This window comes from Actinoplanes sp. URMC 104, from assembly GCF_051386375.1.
Taxonomy (GTDB): Bacteria; Actinomycetota; Actinomycetes; order Mycobacteriales; family Micromonosporaceae; genus Actinoplanes.
On the sequence record NZ_JBPQTO010000004.1, the window covers coordinates 473517 to 490029 of the forward strand.

13 protein-coding genes are annotated in these 16513 nt (G+C 72.4%); 5 read left to right on the plus strand and 8 right to left on the minus strand.

What is annotated here, in order from left to right; genetic code table 11:
• Positions 1-9: 9 nt before the first annotated feature.
• Genes ACSNN8_RS15985 through ahcY form a run of 5 tightly spaced genes read right to left on the minus strand, consistent with a single transcriptional unit; the run spans position 10 to position 6314 of the window.
• Positions 10-1587, minus strand: coding sequence for an ABC transporter permease (locus ACSNN8_RS15985; RefSeq protein WP_436649988.1), 1578 nt, complete (start codon positions 1585-1587; stop codon positions 10-12).
• A complete protein-coding gene (locus ACSNN8_RS15990; RefSeq protein ID WP_436649989.1) occupies positions 1584-2477 on the minus strand; it encodes an ATP-binding cassette domain-containing protein in 894 nt (297 codons plus the stop codon). The genes ACSNN8_RS15985 and ACSNN8_RS15990 overlap by 4 nt, the downstream gene beginning before the upstream one ends.
• Positions 2474-3076, minus strand: a complete 603-nt coding sequence (locus tag ACSNN8_RS15995) for a TetR/AcrR family transcriptional regulator (RefSeq protein WP_436649990.1) — start codon at positions 3074-3076, stop codon at positions 2474-2476. The genes ACSNN8_RS15990 and ACSNN8_RS15995 overlap by 4 nt, the downstream gene beginning before the upstream one ends.
• A 45-nt stretch (positions 3077-3121) precedes the next feature.
• Positions 3122-4789, minus strand: a complete 1668-nt coding sequence (locus ACSNN8_RS16000) for a cation:proton antiporter (protein WP_436649991.1) — start codon at positions 4787-4789, stop codon at positions 3122-3124.
• A 49-nt stretch (positions 4790-4838) separates the two neighbouring features.
• Positions 4839-6314, minus strand: coding sequence for an adenosylhomocysteinase (gene ahcY / locus ACSNN8_RS16005; protein WP_436649992.1), 1476 nt, complete (start codon positions 6312-6314; stop codon positions 4839-4841).
• Between the two features lie 157 nt (positions 6315-6471).
• On the opposite strand from ahcY, the gene ACSNN8_RS16010 reads away from it, so the two are divergent.
• From ACSNN8_RS16010 to ACSNN8_RS16025, 4 genes are all read left to right on the plus strand, one after another.
• Entirely contained in the window at positions 6472-7953 is a 1482-nt protein-coding gene (locus ACSNN8_RS16010) for a hypothetical protein (RefSeq protein ID WP_436649993.1), read from the plus strand.
• 562 nt (positions 7954-8515) lie between these two features.
• Positions 8516-9478: a LacI family DNA-binding transcriptional regulator gene (locus tag ACSNN8_RS16015; protein WP_436649994.1), complete on the plus strand. Its 963-nt coding sequence runs from the start codon at positions 8516-8518 to the stop codon at positions 9476-9478.
• A gap of 81 nt (positions 9479-9559) precedes the next feature.
• Positions 9560-9889 (plus strand): YciI family protein, encoded by a 330-nt coding sequence (locus ACSNN8_RS16020; RefSeq protein ID WP_436649995.1) that lies wholly within the window; start codon positions 9560-9562, stop codon positions 9887-9889.
• Positions 9876-11024, plus strand: coding sequence for an RNA polymerase sigma factor (locus ACSNN8_RS16025; protein WP_436649996.1), 1149 nt, complete (start codon positions 9876-9878; stop codon positions 11022-11024). The genes ACSNN8_RS16020 and ACSNN8_RS16025 overlap by 14 nt, the downstream gene beginning before the upstream one ends.
• Here ACSNN8_RS16025 and ACSNN8_RS16030 read toward each other — a convergent pair.
• The 3 genes from ACSNN8_RS16030 to ACSNN8_RS16040 form a co-directional block, all read right to left on the minus strand.
• A complete protein-coding gene (locus ACSNN8_RS16030; RefSeq protein ID WP_436649997.1) occupies positions 11021-12241 on the minus strand; it encodes an EAL and HDOD domain-containing protein in 1221 nt (406 codons plus the stop codon). The two genes, ACSNN8_RS16025 and ACSNN8_RS16030, sit on opposite strands and share 4 nt — an antisense overlap.
• 7 nt (positions 12242-12248) lie before the next feature.
• Positions 12249-13490 carry a CehA/McbA family metallohydrolase gene (locus ACSNN8_RS16035; protein WP_436649998.1) on the minus strand — a complete coding sequence of 414 codons (1242 nt, stop codon included), beginning with the start codon at positions 13488-13490 and terminating at the stop codon, positions 12249-12251.
• Positions 13491-13570: 80 nt separating this feature from the next.
• On the minus strand, positions 13571-14335 hold the full coding sequence (locus ACSNN8_RS16040) for a hypothetical protein (RefSeq protein ID WP_436649999.1): 765 nt from the start codon (positions 14333-14335) through the stop codon (positions 13571-13573).
• A 125-nt stretch (positions 14336-14460) separates the two neighbouring features.
• On the opposite strand from ACSNN8_RS16040, the gene ACSNN8_RS16045 reads away from it, so the two are divergent.
• A complete protein-coding gene (locus ACSNN8_RS16045; protein ID WP_436650000.1) occupies positions 14461-16440 on the plus strand; it encodes a glycosyl hydrolase family 28-related protein in 1980 nt (659 codons plus the stop codon).
• Positions 16441-16513 lie beyond the last annotated feature (73 nt).

The following is a 16513-nucleotide window of genomic DNA, read 5'->3' on the forward strand; positions in this document are numbered from 1 at the left end:
CGGGCCAACCTAGTCGGGGATGTTGCGCCGCCGCAGGCCCGCGATCCCCGCGGCGGTCAGGAGCGCCGCCAGCAGCGTCAAGGTGATCAGCGGGGTCGCCGACACGTCGCCGCCGGGCAGGTGCGGGACGTGGGTGAACGGGGAGAGGTCGAGCACCCACTGGTCCAGCTGCAGGGTCTGGCCGACCAGCAGGATCAGCAGGCAGATCGCGGGGGGCGCCCACGCCACCGCGGACAGCCGCGGCACCAGCCCGAAGACGAGGACCGCGAGGGCGGCCAGCACCCAGACGGCCGGCAGCTGCACGACCGTGCCGGCGAGGATCGCGCCGAGGTCGCCGTCCGGATAGGCCAGACCGGCGGCCAGGCCCTCGGCCGCGAGCGCGAGGACGGGGCCGAGCAGCGAGAAGAGCAGGTGGCTGCCGGCCCACGCGTAGCGGGAGACCGCCGTGCTGAGCACCGCCTCGGCGTGGCCGGTCAGCTCCTCGTCGCGCAGTCGCAGCGTGGCCTGCACGGCGTAGCAGGCGGCGATCAGGCCGACGACTCCGGCCGTACCGGCGAAATAGCTGTCCACCAGCGCGGAGGAGCCGCCGAGCCGGGCGAAGATGTCGCCGAGCTCCTCGTTCTCGCCGGCCAGGTCGAGCACGCTCCCGCCCACGCCGCCGAAGACCAGGCCGAGCAGCGCGAAGCCGGCGGTCCAGCCGAGCAGCAGCCCGCGGTGCAGCCGCCAGGCCAGGCCGAACGGGGACGCGAGCGCGGCGGACGCCGACGCGGGACCCAGGCGTGCGGGCAGCAGCCCCGAGCCGAAGTCGCGCCGGGTCGATAGGACCGCTGCCGTGCCCGCCGCCGCGACGGTGAACAGAACCGCGAGCACCGCCGGCCACCAGTCGTTTCCGCCGTACGGGAAGACGTGCTGCACCCACCCGATCGGCGACAGCCAGCTCAGCCACGACAGCGCGCCCGTGCCGAGCGCAGAGACGTCCCCGCCGACCCGCAGCACGAACGACACCGCGAGCACGAGGATCGCCAGCGACCGGGCGCCGCGCGCGCTGCTGGTCAGCTGCGCGGTGATCGCGCCGACCCCCGCGAACACGCAGCCCGCCAACGCCATCTCGGCCCCGAACGCCACCGAGCCCTCGGCCGGCATGCCCTGGCCCAGCATCGCTGCCGTCAGCACCGCGCCGAGCGTCAGGCTCGCCGCGCACGTCGTCAGCAGCGCGGCGGCCAGCGGCGCGTGCCGGCCGATCGCGGCCGCGCCGATCAGCTCCGTACGGCCCGCCTCCTCGTCGGCGCGGGTGTGCCGCACCACCGTGAGCAGCGCACACAGCGCGACCAGCACCGGCAGGAACCCGGCGCGCCACGCCACCAGCTCGCCCAGCGACGAGCCCCGCAGCGGGCCGTAGAGCGTGACGAACCCGGCGTTGCCCTCGCTGACCCGCGCGTAGTCGAGCCGCTCGGCCTCGGTCGGGAACAGCCCCTCGAACGAGGCCACGTAGCCGGCCGGGACCAGCCCCAGCAGCACCGCCCACAGCGGCAGGACCAGCCGGTCGCGCCGCAGGATGAGCCTGATCAGCTTGCCGGTGCCGGTCATCGCTGGTCCCGCTGGTACTGCCGCAGGAACAGCTCCTCGAGCGACGGCGGCTGGCTGACCAGGCTGCGGACCCCGACCTTGACCAGCGTCCGCAGGGCCGGCTCGAGCGCGTCGGAGTCGACGTCGAAGCGCACCCGCTGGTGATCGGCCCGGAAGTCGTGCACGCCGGCCAGCGAGGCCAGCCCGTCGGGCGGCCCGGCCAGCTCGGCCTGGATCGTCGTGCGGGTCAGGTGGCGCATGTCGGCAAGCGTGCCGGTCTCGACCGTGCGCCCGTCCCGGATGATCGTCAGGCGGTCGCACAGCGCCTCGACCTCGCCGAGGATGTGGCTGGAGAGCAGCACCGTACGGTCGCCTCGCCGCTTCTCCTCGCCGATGGCCTCGCGGAAGACCTCCTCCATGAGCGGGTCGAGGCCGGAGGTCGGCTCGTCGAGGATCAGCAGCTCCACGTCGGACGCCAGCGCCGCGATCAACGCGATCTTCTGCCGGTTGCCCTTGGAGTAGGTGCGGCCCTTCTTGCGCGGGTCGAGCTGGAAGCGCTCCAGCAGCTCGGCCCTGCGCTTGCGGTTGAGCCCGCCGCGCAGCCGTCCGAGCAGGTCGATCGCCTCGCCGCCGGTGAGCGCGGGCCAGAGGGTGACGTCACCCGGCACGTACGCCAGCCGGCGGTGCAGCGCCGTCGCCTCGGTCCACGGGTCGCCGCCGAGCAGCCGTACGTCGCCGCCGTCGTGGCGCATGAGGCCGAGCAGGACGCGGATCAGGGTGGTCTTGCCGGCCCCGTTGGGACCGAGGAACCCGTGCACCTCGCCGGTGCGCACGTGCAGGTCCAGACCGTCGAGGGCGGTCACCTTGCCGAATCGTTTGACGAGCGCGAGCGCCGTGATGGCCTCGGTCATGACGTCTCCTCCGCGGTCAGCCGGTCGAGCGCGGCCCGCGCCTGCAGGGCCTGCTCCGGGGTGATGAGGGGTTGGGAGAAGATGTCGAGCGAGGCCTGGAGCATGCGCGACCAGGTGGCCGGCTCGGTGACATCGGAGCCGAGCGCGCGCGACATCAGGTCGCGCATCGTGAACATCGACATCTTCATGACGGCGAGCACCGCGACGAACGCGCGCGGGTCGTCGACCTTGAGCTCGGTGGTGGCGAGCCACTGCTCGCCGTACTCCAGCATGCGGTCGAACAGGGCGGCGCCGGTCGGCGAACCGTCCATGGTCGAGCGGATCAGGTAGCGCTGGAGCAGCTGAACGCGCGGGGTGAGCCCGTCGAGCGAGCGGAACTCGGTGAACTGGCCGCTGACCTTCGTCAGCTGGCCGAGGGCCCACTCGTCGCAGGCGTCGCGCAGGCCCTCCTTGGAGCCGAAGTGGTGGCGCAGCAGGCCGGAGGAGACCTCGGCCCGCTGCGCGATGTCGCGGATCGTCGCGGCATCGACGCCGCGCTCCGCGAAGAGCTCGATGGCCGCATCGCGGATGCGGGCACGAGCCGTCAGATCGCTACTCACATGTGTAGGTTACTACACAAGCGTGTAGTCGAGCGTGCCGGATTTCTACCGTGAGCGGTCCGGCAGCAGCCGCTCCTCGTGGTCGAGCTCGCGCTCCAGGATCCGCAGGCCCTCGTCGTTGAGGTTGCCCGCGTCGCGCCAGCGCAGCAGCTCCTCGCGCTGCGCCTCGATCACCCGGCGGCGCACCATCAGCGCGGCCTCGTACTGCGGCGAGGTCGGCACCTCGTCCGAGTCCGCCTTCTCGAGCAGGTCGAGGCGGCGGCGGTAGCGCTCGAGCCGGATCTTCAGCTGCTCGCGCATGGTCTCGATCGCCTGGTCCTCGACGTGGTCGTGCCGCTCGGCCTGGATGTCGTCGAGCCGGTCCAGCGCGGCCTCCACCGCGGCCGAGCGGGCCTCGTTGCGCTCGCGGGCCTCGTCGGTCTTGTTGGCCCGCAGCCCCAGCCGGCGCACCAGCGGCGCGAACGTCAGCCCCTGGCCCAGCAGGGTGACCAGCACCACCACGAACGCGCAGAAGTGCAGCAGGTCGCGGGCCGGAACCGACGGGGGCAGCGTGAAGATGGCCGCCAGGCTGATCACGCCGCGGGTGCCCGCCCAGCTGAGCGCCGTGACCTCCCGGCCGGTGAGCGCCTTCTCCAGGTCCCGCGCCCGCGCCGCCTCCTCCGCCGAGCCGGGCTCGATCGCGGCGTCGGCCTCGCCGCCGAGTCGCATGTGCAGCGAGCGCGGCAGCAGCTGGGTCAGAACGAGCCAGAGTGGACGCAGGATCAGCGTCACGCCGACGGTCACCGCGACCGCGGTCACGATGGTCGAGGTGGAGTAGTTGCTGAGCTCGTCGACCACGGTGGGCAGCTGCTGGCCGATCAGCAGGAACACGATGCCCTCGAGCAGGAAGTCGACCAGCCGCCAGACCGCGGTGGTCTGCAGCCGGCTCGCCGCCACGCTGTGCCGCGACGAGTCGTGCCCGATGATCAGGCCGGCGATCACGACGGCGAGGACGCCCGAGACGTGCACCGACTCGGCGAACACGTACGCCGCCAGGGGAGTGGCCAGCGACATCGCGTTCGCGGTCAGCGGGTCGCGGCGCAGTGGGCGCAGGAACCGGATGACGTACGCGACGACGACGCCCGCGACCACGCCGCCCGCGGCCATGAGGAAGAACTGCAGCGTGGCGGACGGGAACGAGAACCCGTCGCCCTTGGCGGCCGCGAGCGCCACGGTGAGGATGGTCAGCGCGGTGGCGTCGTTGAGCAGGCCCTCGCCCTGGATCAGCGTGATGAGCTTGGGCGGCAGCCCGGCGCGGCGGCCCACGGCCAGCGCCGCCACCGGGTCGGGGGGCGCCACGGCGGCGCCCAGGGCGACCCCGGCCGCGAGCGTCGCGCCGGCCACCCACAGGTCGATGCCCACCCCGATGAGCAGCGCGGTGGCGAGCACCAGCAGCACCGAGAGGCTGATGACCGTACGGGAATGCCGCCGGATGTCGAGCAGCGAGGAGTCCAGCGCCGCGTTGTAGAGCAGCGGCGGGATGACGTACGTCATGACCAGCTCGGGCTCGAGCTCGAGGTTCGGCCCCGGCAGCACGGCGTACGTGATGCCGACGATCGTGAGCAGGGCGGCGGCCGGCAGGCCGGTCCGTTCGGCGACCCAGCGGACCGCCACGATCACGGCGACCGCGGCCAGGATGAAGAGCAGGGTGTCGTCGACGTGCACGGATTCCATCTTTCCCCGCCCGGCCCCACCTATGAGGCCGGGCGGGGAAAGCAGTGCGTCAGTAGCGGTAGTGCTCAGGCTTGTACGGGCCCTCGACGTCGACGCCGAGGTACTCCGCCTGCTTCTTGGTGAGCGTGGTCAGCCGGACGCCGAGGGCGTCCAGGTGCAGCCGGGCCACCTTCTCGTCCAGGTGCTTCGGCAGGACGTACACCTGCTTCTCGTACTCACCCGGCTTGGTCCACAGCTCGATCTGGGCCATCACCTGGTTGGTGAACGAGTTCGACATCACGAAGCTGGGGTGACCCGTCGCGTTGCCGAGGTTCATGAGGCGACCCTCGGAGAGCACGATCACCGAGTGGCCGTCCGGGAACCGCCACTCGTGCACCTGCGGCTTGATCTCGACCTTCTCGATGCCGGGCACCTTGGCCAGACCCGCCATGTCGATCTCGTCGTCGAAGTGACCGACGTTACCCACGATGGCGTTGTGCTTCATCGCGGCCAGGTGCTCGGCCGTGATGATGTCGGTGCCACCGGTGGTGGTGATGAAGATGTCCGCCTCGGCGACGACGTCCTCGAGCCGGACGACCTGCATGCCGTCCATCGCGGCCTGCAGCGCGCAGATCGGGTCGACCTCGGTGACCACGACGCGGGCGCCCTGGCCGCGCAGCGTCTCGGCGGAGCCCTTGCCGACGTCGCCGTAGCCGCAGACGACGGCGAGCTTGCCGCCCAGCATCACGTCGGTGGCGCGGTTGAGGCCGTCGACCAGCGAGTGCCGGATGCCGTACTTGTTGTCGAACTTGCTCTTGGTGACCGCGTCGTTGACGTTGATCGCCGGGAAGAGCAGCGTGCCCTCCTTGGCCAGCTTGTACAGCCGGGCCACACCGGTCGTCGTCTCCTCGGTGACGCCGCGGATGTCCGCCGCGATGCGGGTGAACCGCTGCGGGTCGTCCGCCAGGCTCGCGCGCAGGGTCTCAAGGATGATCCGGTACTCGTGGTTGTCGTCCTCGGTCGCCTGCGGCACCGCGCCGGCCGCCTCGAACTCGACGCCCTTGTGCACCAGCAGGGTGGCGTCACCGCCGTCGTCCAGGATCATGTTGGGGCCCTGGCCGTCGCCGAAGTCGAACAGCCGCATGGTCGCCCACCAGTACTCCTCCAGCGACTCGCCCTTCCAGGCGAACACCGGCACACCCGCGGGGGCGTCGACCGAGCCGTCGGGGCCGACGACGACCGCGGCGGCGGCCTCGTCCTGGGTCGAGAAGATGTTGCAGGACACCCAGCGCACCTGGGCGCCGAGCGCGACCAGCGTCTCGATCAGCACGGCGGTCTGCACGGTCATGTGCAGCGAGCCGGCGATGCGGGCCCCGGTCAGCGGCTTGCTGTCGCCGAACTCGGTGCGCAGCGACATGAGGCCCGGCATCTCGTGCTCGGCCAGACGCAGCTGGTGCCGGCCGGCCTCGGCCAGCGAGATGTCGGCAATCGCGTACTCGACCCCGTTGACAGTGGTCAGGCGACTTTTGGCAAGATCAGTGCTCACGTGAGGGCTCCTCCCTCATCAGGAGGCGCCCTTGCGGTCAGAAACCCGGGCCGAGCGTGGCGGATACCGATCGAGTTCCGGTTCCGTCGCAGCGCCTCTCGACGCGGGCAGGTATTAGCTTAACCCTTTGTCCCCCTCCAAGGAGCGCCGCCCGGACATGAGGCTCCGCACTCAGCTCACGCTGGCCGTCACCGTGCTCGTCGCGTTGGTGGTCGCGCTGACCGGGTTCGTCCTCGTCGTCCGCAACGACCACCGCGACCGCGCTGACCTGGACCGCGTCCTGGCCACGCGCGCCGACCAGGTGCGCGCCGCCGCCACCCGCAACGGGTCGCTGCCCACCGACGGCACGTACGCGATCCGCCTCATCAACGGCGGCGAACTGCTCAAGCAGGTGGGCTCGTCGGCCGGATTCCCGACACCCGCCAAGGACGGCTACTCCACGGTCAGCTCCGGCGACGACGAGTGGCGTTCGCTGGCCCAGACCCTCGTGACCGGCGCCCAGCTGCAGATTCTGGTCAGCCTGGACGACCTCGAGGAGCAGCACACCGATAACGTGCTGATCGTGGATCTGCTGGTGCTGCTCGCCGCCGTCCTGAGCGCGGCCGGGGTCTGGTTCGCGACGGGCCTCGTGCTGCGCCCGTTCCAGCGGCTGCTGTCCGCCGCGCGAGACCTCGATCCCGCGTCCGAGCGGCTCCCGGAGGTGAAGAGCCCCCGCGAGGTGGCCGAGCTGACCGCCGCGGTGAACGACCTGCTGGACCGCGCCGCCCCCTCCCTGCGGCCCGACCCGACGGCCGCGCCGGGAGTTCCCGGCGCCGCGTCTTCGTCGCCGGGTGCCTCTGCTTCGTCGGCGGGTGGCGCGCGGAAGCCGGCCCACGCGGCGCCCGAGCCGGACGACTTCACGTCGGAGCGAGACAGCGCCGGATCCGATCCCGGCCCGGACGTGCCCGTCGGAGTGGCCGGCCCGACGGTCGAAATGCGGACGCTCGAGCCCTCCTCATCGTCGGCAGCCGCCCAGCAAGCCGAGCCCGAGCCCGCGTCGACTCGACGGTCGGCCAGGCGCCGAGCCCCGGCCGCCGCGTCACCCGAGCCGACATCGGCACCCGGAGCTCCCACCCCGGCCGACGCCCTTACCTCCCTCGATCCCGCCGCCGCGACGGCGTCCGATCCGAGCACTTCTCTTGGCCCGGCCGCAGCGCCCGCCGCTGGCGCTGCCGCGTCCACTGGCCCGGCCGCAGCGCCCGCCGCCGGCGCCGCCGCGCCCGCCGGCTCGGTCGCAGCGCCCGCCGCCGGTGCCGCCGCGTCCACTGGCCCGGCCGCCGGACCCGCCGGCTCGGTCGCCGGACCCGCCGGGCCAGCCGCTGGATTCGCCACAGACCCAGCTATCCCGCCCGCCGCCGCCGGCTCGGCCGCCGAGCCCCAGCAGGCGCCCGCCGCTGCCTACGCCGTCCCGACGCCCGACACCGCCTCGGCCGCCCCCGACCCGGCCGTCGACCTGCGCCCCAGCCTGGCCGACCTGGGCGTTCAGCTCGACCAACTGCTCGACAATCCCGACATGCCCGCGACCCAGCGCCACCTCCTCCTGGCCCTCATGGCCGACGAACACCGCCGCATGGTGGCGCTGCTCGACGGTGACGCATGACCAGTCACGCGATGGGCTGACCACGCATCAAGGCTCTTCCATGAGCCCTCAGAACTACCTCATCCTGGACGCGGCATCGACCGGCCCTGTGGACAGCACGCTTTTGTGGACAACCCGAACGACCATTCGCCGGTCGCGTAGCGTCGGCGACCCCGGGTGGGTGGGGGGTAGGGATGGCCCACCGGGTTGTGATCAAGTAAAGGACGGTTCCATCGCGCTGATCGAGGCTCGAACGGCGACTGCGCTGATCAAGGGCCCGGACGGCGACGGAGTTGATCGAGGCTCGAACGGCGACTGCGCTGATCAAGGGCCCGGACGGCGACGGAGTTGATCGAGGCTCGAACGGCGACCGCGCAGATCAAGGCCCGGACAGCGCTGATCAAGGCTCGGGCAGCGACGGCGCTGATCAAGGCCCCGGACGGCGCTGATCAGGCTCGACCGGGCACCGCGCTGGTCAAGGCTCGCAACGGTTCACCGACGCCGACCAGGGCAGCGCCGACCCACCGCCCGATCAACAGCCGCAGCCGATCAAATGCACCGCAAGACGATCTGAAAGGGACTCGTGAAACACCCGTACCGCATCCGCGAGATCGCCGCCCACGCCGGCCTGAGCGAGGCCACGGTGGACCGGGTGCTGCACAACCGCGGGGGCGTACGGGAAAGCACGATCCGCGAGGTGCACCAGGCGATAGCGGCGCTGGATCGCCAGCAGCTGGAGCAGCCGTTGCCGGCGAGGGCGTTCGCGATCGACGTCGTCGTGCGCGACCAGGCCCGGGTCGGGGCGGCGCTGCGGGCGGAGCTGCCGGGTCTGCGCCCGGCGGTGATCCGGCCCCGGATGCGCCCGGCGGACGACCCGGCGGCGGCGCTGGAAAACCTGGCGAAGGTCGCGCGGTCCCGGTCGCAGGGGGTGATCCTGCAGGCCGACGAGACTCCGGAGCTGCTGGAGGCGGTCGGCCGGCTGGGGGTTCCGGTGGTCACGTTCGGCGCGGACCTGCCGGCCAGCAAGCGGGTGGCGCACGTCGGGCCGGACGAGGCGGAGGCGGGGGCGACCGCGGCCTACCTGGTGGAGCAGTGGCTGGCGGACCGGGCGGGCGACGTGCTGGTGGTGGAGTGCGCGGGCGCGGGGGAGCGCATCGCGGGGTTCCGGGGTGAGCTGCTCAGCCGCGCGCCGAACAGGCGCCTGCTGGTGGCGGGGCCGGAGCGCATCGGGGCGGAGTTGGCGGCGAGCCCGTCGATCCGGGCGGTCTACGCGCCGGCGGGCGGCGGCACGGCGGCGGCCGTGGTGGCGGGCTTCGCGGAGGCCGGACGCAACTACGACGTCTTCGTGGCGCACGACCTGGACGACGGGAACGCCGAGCTGCTGCGCACGGGGCGCCTCTCCGCGGTGCTGCACCACGACCTGCGGGCCGACGTGCGGGCGGCCTGCCTGGCGATCCTGCAGTCTTCGGGTGCGCTGCCGGGGCCCGTACGCTCGAATCCGTCGAACGTTCAGGTGATCACTCCGCTGAATTTGCCGCCTTTCTGAGCGCGGCTGTCCGGTTGGAGCGGTCGCCGTTCGTCACCCTGGCAAACGCCCGCGAGGGCGACGACCGCGAGGGAGACCGCCATGAAGTACATGATGTTCGTCTGCAGCGACACCGAGCCGGAGACCGACGAGTCGCGGGTGCCCGACATCGAGGTGTGGGTCGGCGAGAACGACGCGGCGGGGCGGCGGGTCACCGGGAGCGTGCTGGCGCCGCCGAGCGCGGCGACGACCGTGCGGGTGCGCGGCGGCGAGACGATGCTGACCGACGGCCCGTTCGCCGAGACGAAGGAGGTCATCGTGGGCTTCGACGTCCTCGAGTGCGCGGACCTCGACGAGGCAATCGCGGTGGCCGCCGCCCACCCGATGGCCCACCGCGGGCGGATCGAGTTGCGGCCCTATGCCGATCTCTGAGATCGAGGCGGCGACGCGGGAGAGCCGCGCCCGGATCGTCGCCGCGCTGATCCGGATGACGGGCGACTGGACGCTGGCCGAGGACTGCGCCCAGGACGCGCTGGCCGCCGCGCTCGAGCGGTGGCCGGCCGATGGCATCCCCGGCAATCCGGGCGGCTGGCTGATGACGGTCGCCCGGAACCGGGCCCTGGACGTGCTGCGGCGTGCCGCGGTCGAGCAGCGCAAGCTGCGGGAGGTGGCGACGGTGGTGACGACGACGCCGGACGACGGGATCGAGGACGACCGGCTGCGGCTCATCTTCACGTGCTGCCATCCGGCGCTGGCTCCGGAGGCCCGGGTGGCGCTCACCCTGCGTACGGTCGCGGGGGTGCCGACGGCCGACATCGCGCGCGTCTTCCTGGTGTCGGAGGCGACGATGACGCGGCGGCTGACCCGGGCCAAGTCGAAGATCGCGGCGGCGCGGATCCCGTACCGGGTCCCGGAGGGCGAGGCGCTCGGCGAGCGGCTGCCGGGGGTGCTCGCGGTGCTCTATCTGCTGTTCACGCGCGGCTACGACGGCGAGCCGGCGTTCGCGGAGGAGGCGATCCGGCTGGCGCGGCTGCTGGCCGAGCTGATGCCGCGCGAGCCGGAGGTGGCGTCGCTGCTGGCGCTGTTCCTGCTGCAACATTCGCGGCGGCACGCGCGGCGGGACGTGTCGGGTGAGCTGGTGCCGTTGGACCGGCAGGACCGTACGCTCTGGGACCGCCCGGCGATCGCGGAGGCGTTGGAGATCCTGCAGAGGACCCCGATCGAGGGCCCGTACGCCCTGCAGGCGCGCATCGCGGCCGCGCATGTGCCCACGAGCGACTGGCCGTCGATCGCGCTCTGGTACGACGAGCTGGCCCGGGTGCAGGACACCGCCGTCGTGCGGCTCAACCGGGCCGTGGCGCACGGTTACGCGTACGGTCCGCAGCGGGGTCTGGCGCTGCTGGCGGAGGCGCGGGTCGACAACTACCCGCTCGTGATCGCCGCCGAGGCCGACTTGACCGCCCGCGCCGGCGATCGGGTGCGGGCGGCGGAGCTGTTCCGGGCTGCCGCCGCCACCTTCGACGGCGCGGAACGGCGGGCGCTGCTGAGGAGGGCCGAGGAACTCTAGGCGGCCGCGAGGCGGTTCGAGGCGGCCAGCGCCCGCGTCGACCAGCGCACCGCGTCCATGTACTGCGGGGCCAGGTCGAACGTGCCGAGCTCGCCCTTCTCGTACGTGTCGACCGCCTTCAGCGCCTGGCCGAGCCGGCCGCTTCCGCAGGTGAGCGCCGCCTCGACGGCGGGGGCGAGCGGGAACTGGTCGGCCATGTCGGCGGGCGGGATGCCGAGCACGCCGGCCACCCCGGTGATCACGCCCGCCATGAACGCCGCGTCGGGCGCAGCGCCGAACCAGGGCGCCACGTTCTGGCAGAGCCGGGCCCGCGTCAGCACCTCGAGCATGTGCTCCTCGGTGGCGCCGCCGACCTCGTCGAGCACCATCAGCATCGCCCACTGGCGGATGTGGGTCAGGCCCACCATCACGATCGCCTGGCGCACCGAGGACACCCGGTTGGCGTGCCCGGCGGCGACCGAGTTGCTCGCCCGCAGCACGCGCAGCGACAGCGCGGGGTCGCTGGCGATGATCGAGACGATCCGGGGCATGTCGGCGTCGGGGGCGCTGAGCGCGGTGACCAGTTCGAGGCGGCGCAGCCGGGAGGGGGAGAGGCTGGCCATGGTCAGCACCTGCGGGTGGCTCAGCGCGTACCCCTGGCGCAGTTCCATGCCGTAGCGCTCGGCGATCGCGAGCTGCTCGTCGGTCTCGAGCCGCTCGGCCACGAGCTGGATGTTCGGGAACTGCCGGCAGGCCGCGACCACCTCGTCGAGGGTGCTCAGGTCGCCGTCGAGAAGATCGAGCTTGACGTACGAGGCCAGGTCGAACAGCTGCTCGTGCCCGGAGCCCCAGACGAAGTCGTCGAGCGCGATCCGGTAGCCGGCCTCCGCGAGCCGGGTGATGCCCGCGACCACCTCGTCGTCCATCTCGACCGTCTCGAGCACCTCCAGCACCACCTGCGCCGGGCCGAACGGCAGCGCCAGCTCGCCGGCGAGGAACTCGCGGGTCAGGTTGATGAAGCAGAGGCGGTCGCCCGCGACCTCACGGATGCCGAACTCGGTGAAGGCGTTGATCATGACTGTGCTGGTGGCGTACGTGTCCTGCCGGCCCGCCGCCACCGCGTCCATGCTGCCGCGGAACAGCAGTTCGTAGGCGACGACCTCGCCGTGCACATCGAAGATCGGTTGGCGCCCGACGTGGACGAGCTGAGTGCCGTCCGCGGCCTTCGATGGTTTCACGCGCTGCCTATCGGCCGGACGGGTGCGGAGTTGATGACTTGTGCGGCACGGATCCGCCGGTCAGCCACCACGGGCTCGAGTAGGCCAGGCCGAAGTCGTTGCACGGATGCCCGTACGGGCCCGGCGACGGGTTGTCCCGGCTCGGGTCGGAGATCCGCAGCACCACCCAGTCGCCGTCCTCCACGTCGAGCGGCACGGTCACCTTGACGACCTCCCCGGCCCGCAGGTGCTGCATCTCGACCACCTCGGGCGCCCTCGTGCCCGGCCGCAGCACCTGCAGGCACAGCGGCTCGTCGGCGAACTCGGGGCCGCGGTCGAGGTCGACGCGGAACGTGACGTCGCCCTTGGCGATCGGCAGGCGGCCTCCCATCCGTACGCCGTCGGCCGTCGCATCCAGGCGCAGGCCGCTCACCCGGCTCGCGAAGAACCGGCGCTTGCGCATGGCGGCGAGCACCCCGGCGCGGGTGTTCTCGGTGACCCAGAGCCCCGTACGCCCCTTGCCCTCGTCGTGTCCCCAGTCGCCGCCGTGCTCGTCGGTCACCCCGGTCAGCCCGGTACGCCACCCCGCGTTGAGGCAGGCGGTCAGCGGCGAGCTGTGCCCGGGCCAGCCGTCGAACAGGTAGTCGTCGCGGTTGTTGAACATCTCCAGCGCCACCATCTGGTCGGCGAGCCGGGCGTCGTACGCGAACTCGCCGAACCGCAGCGGCTGCCGGCCCGGGTGGTTGAAGCCGCCGATGCCGTCGGAGCCGGTCAGCCACTCGAACAGCTTGGGCATGCTCGCCGCGCCGCGCAGGTCGGTGAACTCGTCGGTGTACCAGACGTTGACGTGCCCGAGGTGCGAGTGCGACCACTCGAAGCCGCGCAGCGCCGTGTAGACGCCGGGCTCGTCGGCCGCGTCGGCGAGCTCGCCGGTGTGCTTCCACTTGTGCCGCGTGATGCCGGTGTGCGGTGAGTCGGTGGAGTGGTCGGTGATCGCGGCGACGTCCAGCCCCGCGGTGCGCATCGACTCGAACGCGAGCTCCGCGTCGCCCATGCCGTCCGAGAGCAGCGTGTGGTTGTGCAGGTCGGCGTGCACGAGCGTGGTCCCGTGGCTGATCCGCGAGGCCCGCGCGGCCCCCTGCCGGTGCGGGCCGGTGGCCAGGCCGGTGGTGGTGGCGCGGGCGGTGCCCGGCGTCGCGGCCAGCATGAGCAGGCCTCCGGCGCCGGCCAGCAGTGATCTCCGGCGGACGTGGTCGTGGGCGTGGGTCACTGGTGGAGCATGCCAAGGCTCGCCGCGGGGCACGCGCGATTGGCCGAACCGCCGCGCCGCTTGTGGCCCGTACGAGGTCGTCAGCCGGTGGCCTGCCAGAGGCTGTCGTCCGCGACCTTCAGCATCGTGGAGCCGTGGGTCGCCGGTGAGGTCGCCGCCGGGGCCTCGCCGGGGGTCCACCGCCCGTGGTCGACGATCCAGGCGGCGGGCGCCGGGTCGATGCTCGCGGTGGCGCTCTCGCCGGTGACCAGCCATCGGCCGTCCGGCAGGGCCGTCACGTCCCGCGCCGCCGTGCCCGCCAGAGCCGACTCGCTGAGCGTGTACGTCCGGCCGTCGGGGGAGAACCACGCCGCCGCGCCGCTGCTCCGGTTGCCCGCGATCGCGAAGCCCTGCGGGCCCGCGGCGATCGGGCCGACGTCGACGGCCTCGTCCCCGCCGTACGTCTCGAAGGGTGCGGCGTTCTCGGCCATCCGCCCGTCCGGCAGCCGCCGCCACGTGCTGACCCGGGGGTTGCCGTGCGCGCCGCCCGGCGTGGCGCCGACCATCGCCACCTTGTCCTCGGCGCAGGCCACGCTCCGGATCACCTGGCGGGGGCCGTAATAGCTCCCCGGCAGCGGGACGAAACGGACCGGGGCCCACGCCGAGCCGGTTCCTCCGCCGCCGGTCCACGCCGCCGGGCGGGTCGTCCCGTCGGCGGCCGCGACGGCGCCGACCGCCCACCACGTGCCGTTGCAGTCGGCCACGTCGCGCACCACGACCGTGCCGTCGGCGGGCAGATCGATGCGGGCCCACGTCGGCTCTTGCGGCGAGTTGCTGCAAGCGGCGACCACGACCACGACGAGCATGAAAGAAATCGAACGCTTCACGTAAACATCGAGCAATCTTCTGGAAACTCTCAACCGTGTCTTGTGGACTACGTCACAGCAACTCTATGGTCACGGCACGCCCCCTCCGAGAGAGAGTCTCGTCGATGTCCCTTTTCCGCAGACGGTTGGCCGTCGTCGTGCTGGGTGCCCTCGCGTTCCCCGGCGTCGCGGTGGCCCAGGCGGCGCCCTCGTCCACCACAGTCACCCGCGCCGCCCTGGACCCCGCCCTCGTGGCCGGTCGCGGCGCCACCGTGCCGTTCCTCGAGCAAGAGGCCGAGCACGCCGCCACCACCGGCACGGTGATCGGCCCCGACCGCACCGCCTACACGCTGCCCGCCGAGGCGTCCGGTCGCTCCGCCGTGCGCCTGACCCCTGGCCAGCACGTCGAGTTCGTCCTGCCCAGGGCCGCCAACGCGATCACCGTGCGCTACAGCATCCCGGACGCGCCCACCGGTGGCGGCCTCACCGCGCCGCTCGCCGTCAGGGCCGGCGGCGCCACCCGCACGATGACGCTGACCTCGCAGTACTCGTGGCTCTACAACCAATATCCGTTCACCAACGACCCGAACGCCGACCTGCTGCACCCGGACTGGTGGATCACCGAGTGCGCCTGCGTCCCGGCGTCCACCACCCCGGCGCCCGTGATCAGCAAGCCGTTCCGGCCGAGCCACTTCTACGACGAGCAGCGGCTGCTGCTGGGCCGCACGCTGAAAGCCGGCGACAAGGTGCGGCTGACCGCGTCGTCGGCCGTGCCGTGGACCGTCATCGACCTGCTCGACTCCGAGCTGGTCGGCCCGCCGCACGTGCGTCTGGCCGCGGCGAACGTGCTCGCCTTCGGCGCCGACCCGACCGGCAGGCGCGACTCGGCCCCCGCCATCGAGCGGGCCATCGCGTTCGCCCGCAAGACCAGGACCAAGGTGTACGTCCCCCCGGGCACGTTCCAGGTCAACCGGCACATCGTCGTCGACGACGTGACGATCGAGGGCGCCGGCGCCTGGTACACGATCATCAAGGGCCGCGAGGTCGCGCTCGCCTCGCCGGCGCCGGACGGGTCGACCCATACGGGCGTCGGTTTCTACGGCCGCCCCGCTGCGGAGGGCGGCAGCCGCAACGTGCACCTCTCCGGCTTCGCGATCGAGGGCGACGTCCGCGAGCGGATCGACACGGACCAGGTCAACGGCGTCGGCGGCGCGATGAGCGACTCCACGATCCGCGACCTGCACATCCGGCACACCAAGGTCGGCCTCTGGTTCGACGGCCCGATGACCGGCACCCGGGTCGAGAACAACGTGATCGTCGACCAGATCGCCGACGGCCTCAACTTCCACACCGGCGTCACGAACTCGGTCGCCCGCAACAACTTCGTGCGCAACAGCGGCGACGACGGCCTGGCGATGTGGGCCGAGAAGACGACCAACGCGATCAACACGTTCGACCGCAACACCGTGCAGACGCCCGTGCTCGCCAACGGCATCGCGATCTACGGCGGCAAGGACATCACGGTCTCGGGCAACCTGGTCGCCGACCCGATCCGCGAGGGCAGCGCGCTGCACGCCGGGTCCCGCTTCGGCGCCGAGCCGTTCACCGGCACGCTGCGCTTCACGGACAACACCACGGTCCGGGCCGGCACGCTCGAGCTGAACTGGAACATCGGGCTCGGCGCGATCTGGTTCTACGCGCTCGACCGCAGCATCGACGCCGGCATCGAGGTCACCGGCGACCACTACCTCGACAGCACGTACAACGCGATCATGCTGGTCTCGGAGTGGGCGGTGAAGGACCTGTACGCCATCCCGAACGCCCACTTCAAGGACGTCCGTGTCGACGGTACGGGCACCAGCGTGCTCAGCGCCCGGGTGGCCGGCGGGGCGACCTTCGAGAACGTGGACGCTCGCAACGTCGGCGCGGTCGGCGTCAACAACTGCGGCAGCTTCGGCTTCACCCCGGCCGGGTCGGAATTCGTGCTCACCGACCGTGGCGGCAACGACGGCGGCTGGCTCGCGCCGTGGATGCTGCCCAACACCATCACCTGCGACGACCGTCCCCCGGTCGTGGCGCCTCCGGCGCCTTCCCCCTGGCCCTAGGGTCCACGCCCGCGGCCCCGCTCGGACGATCCGGGCGGGGCCGCGGGCGTCTTGGTAGCCTTGCCGATCGGGA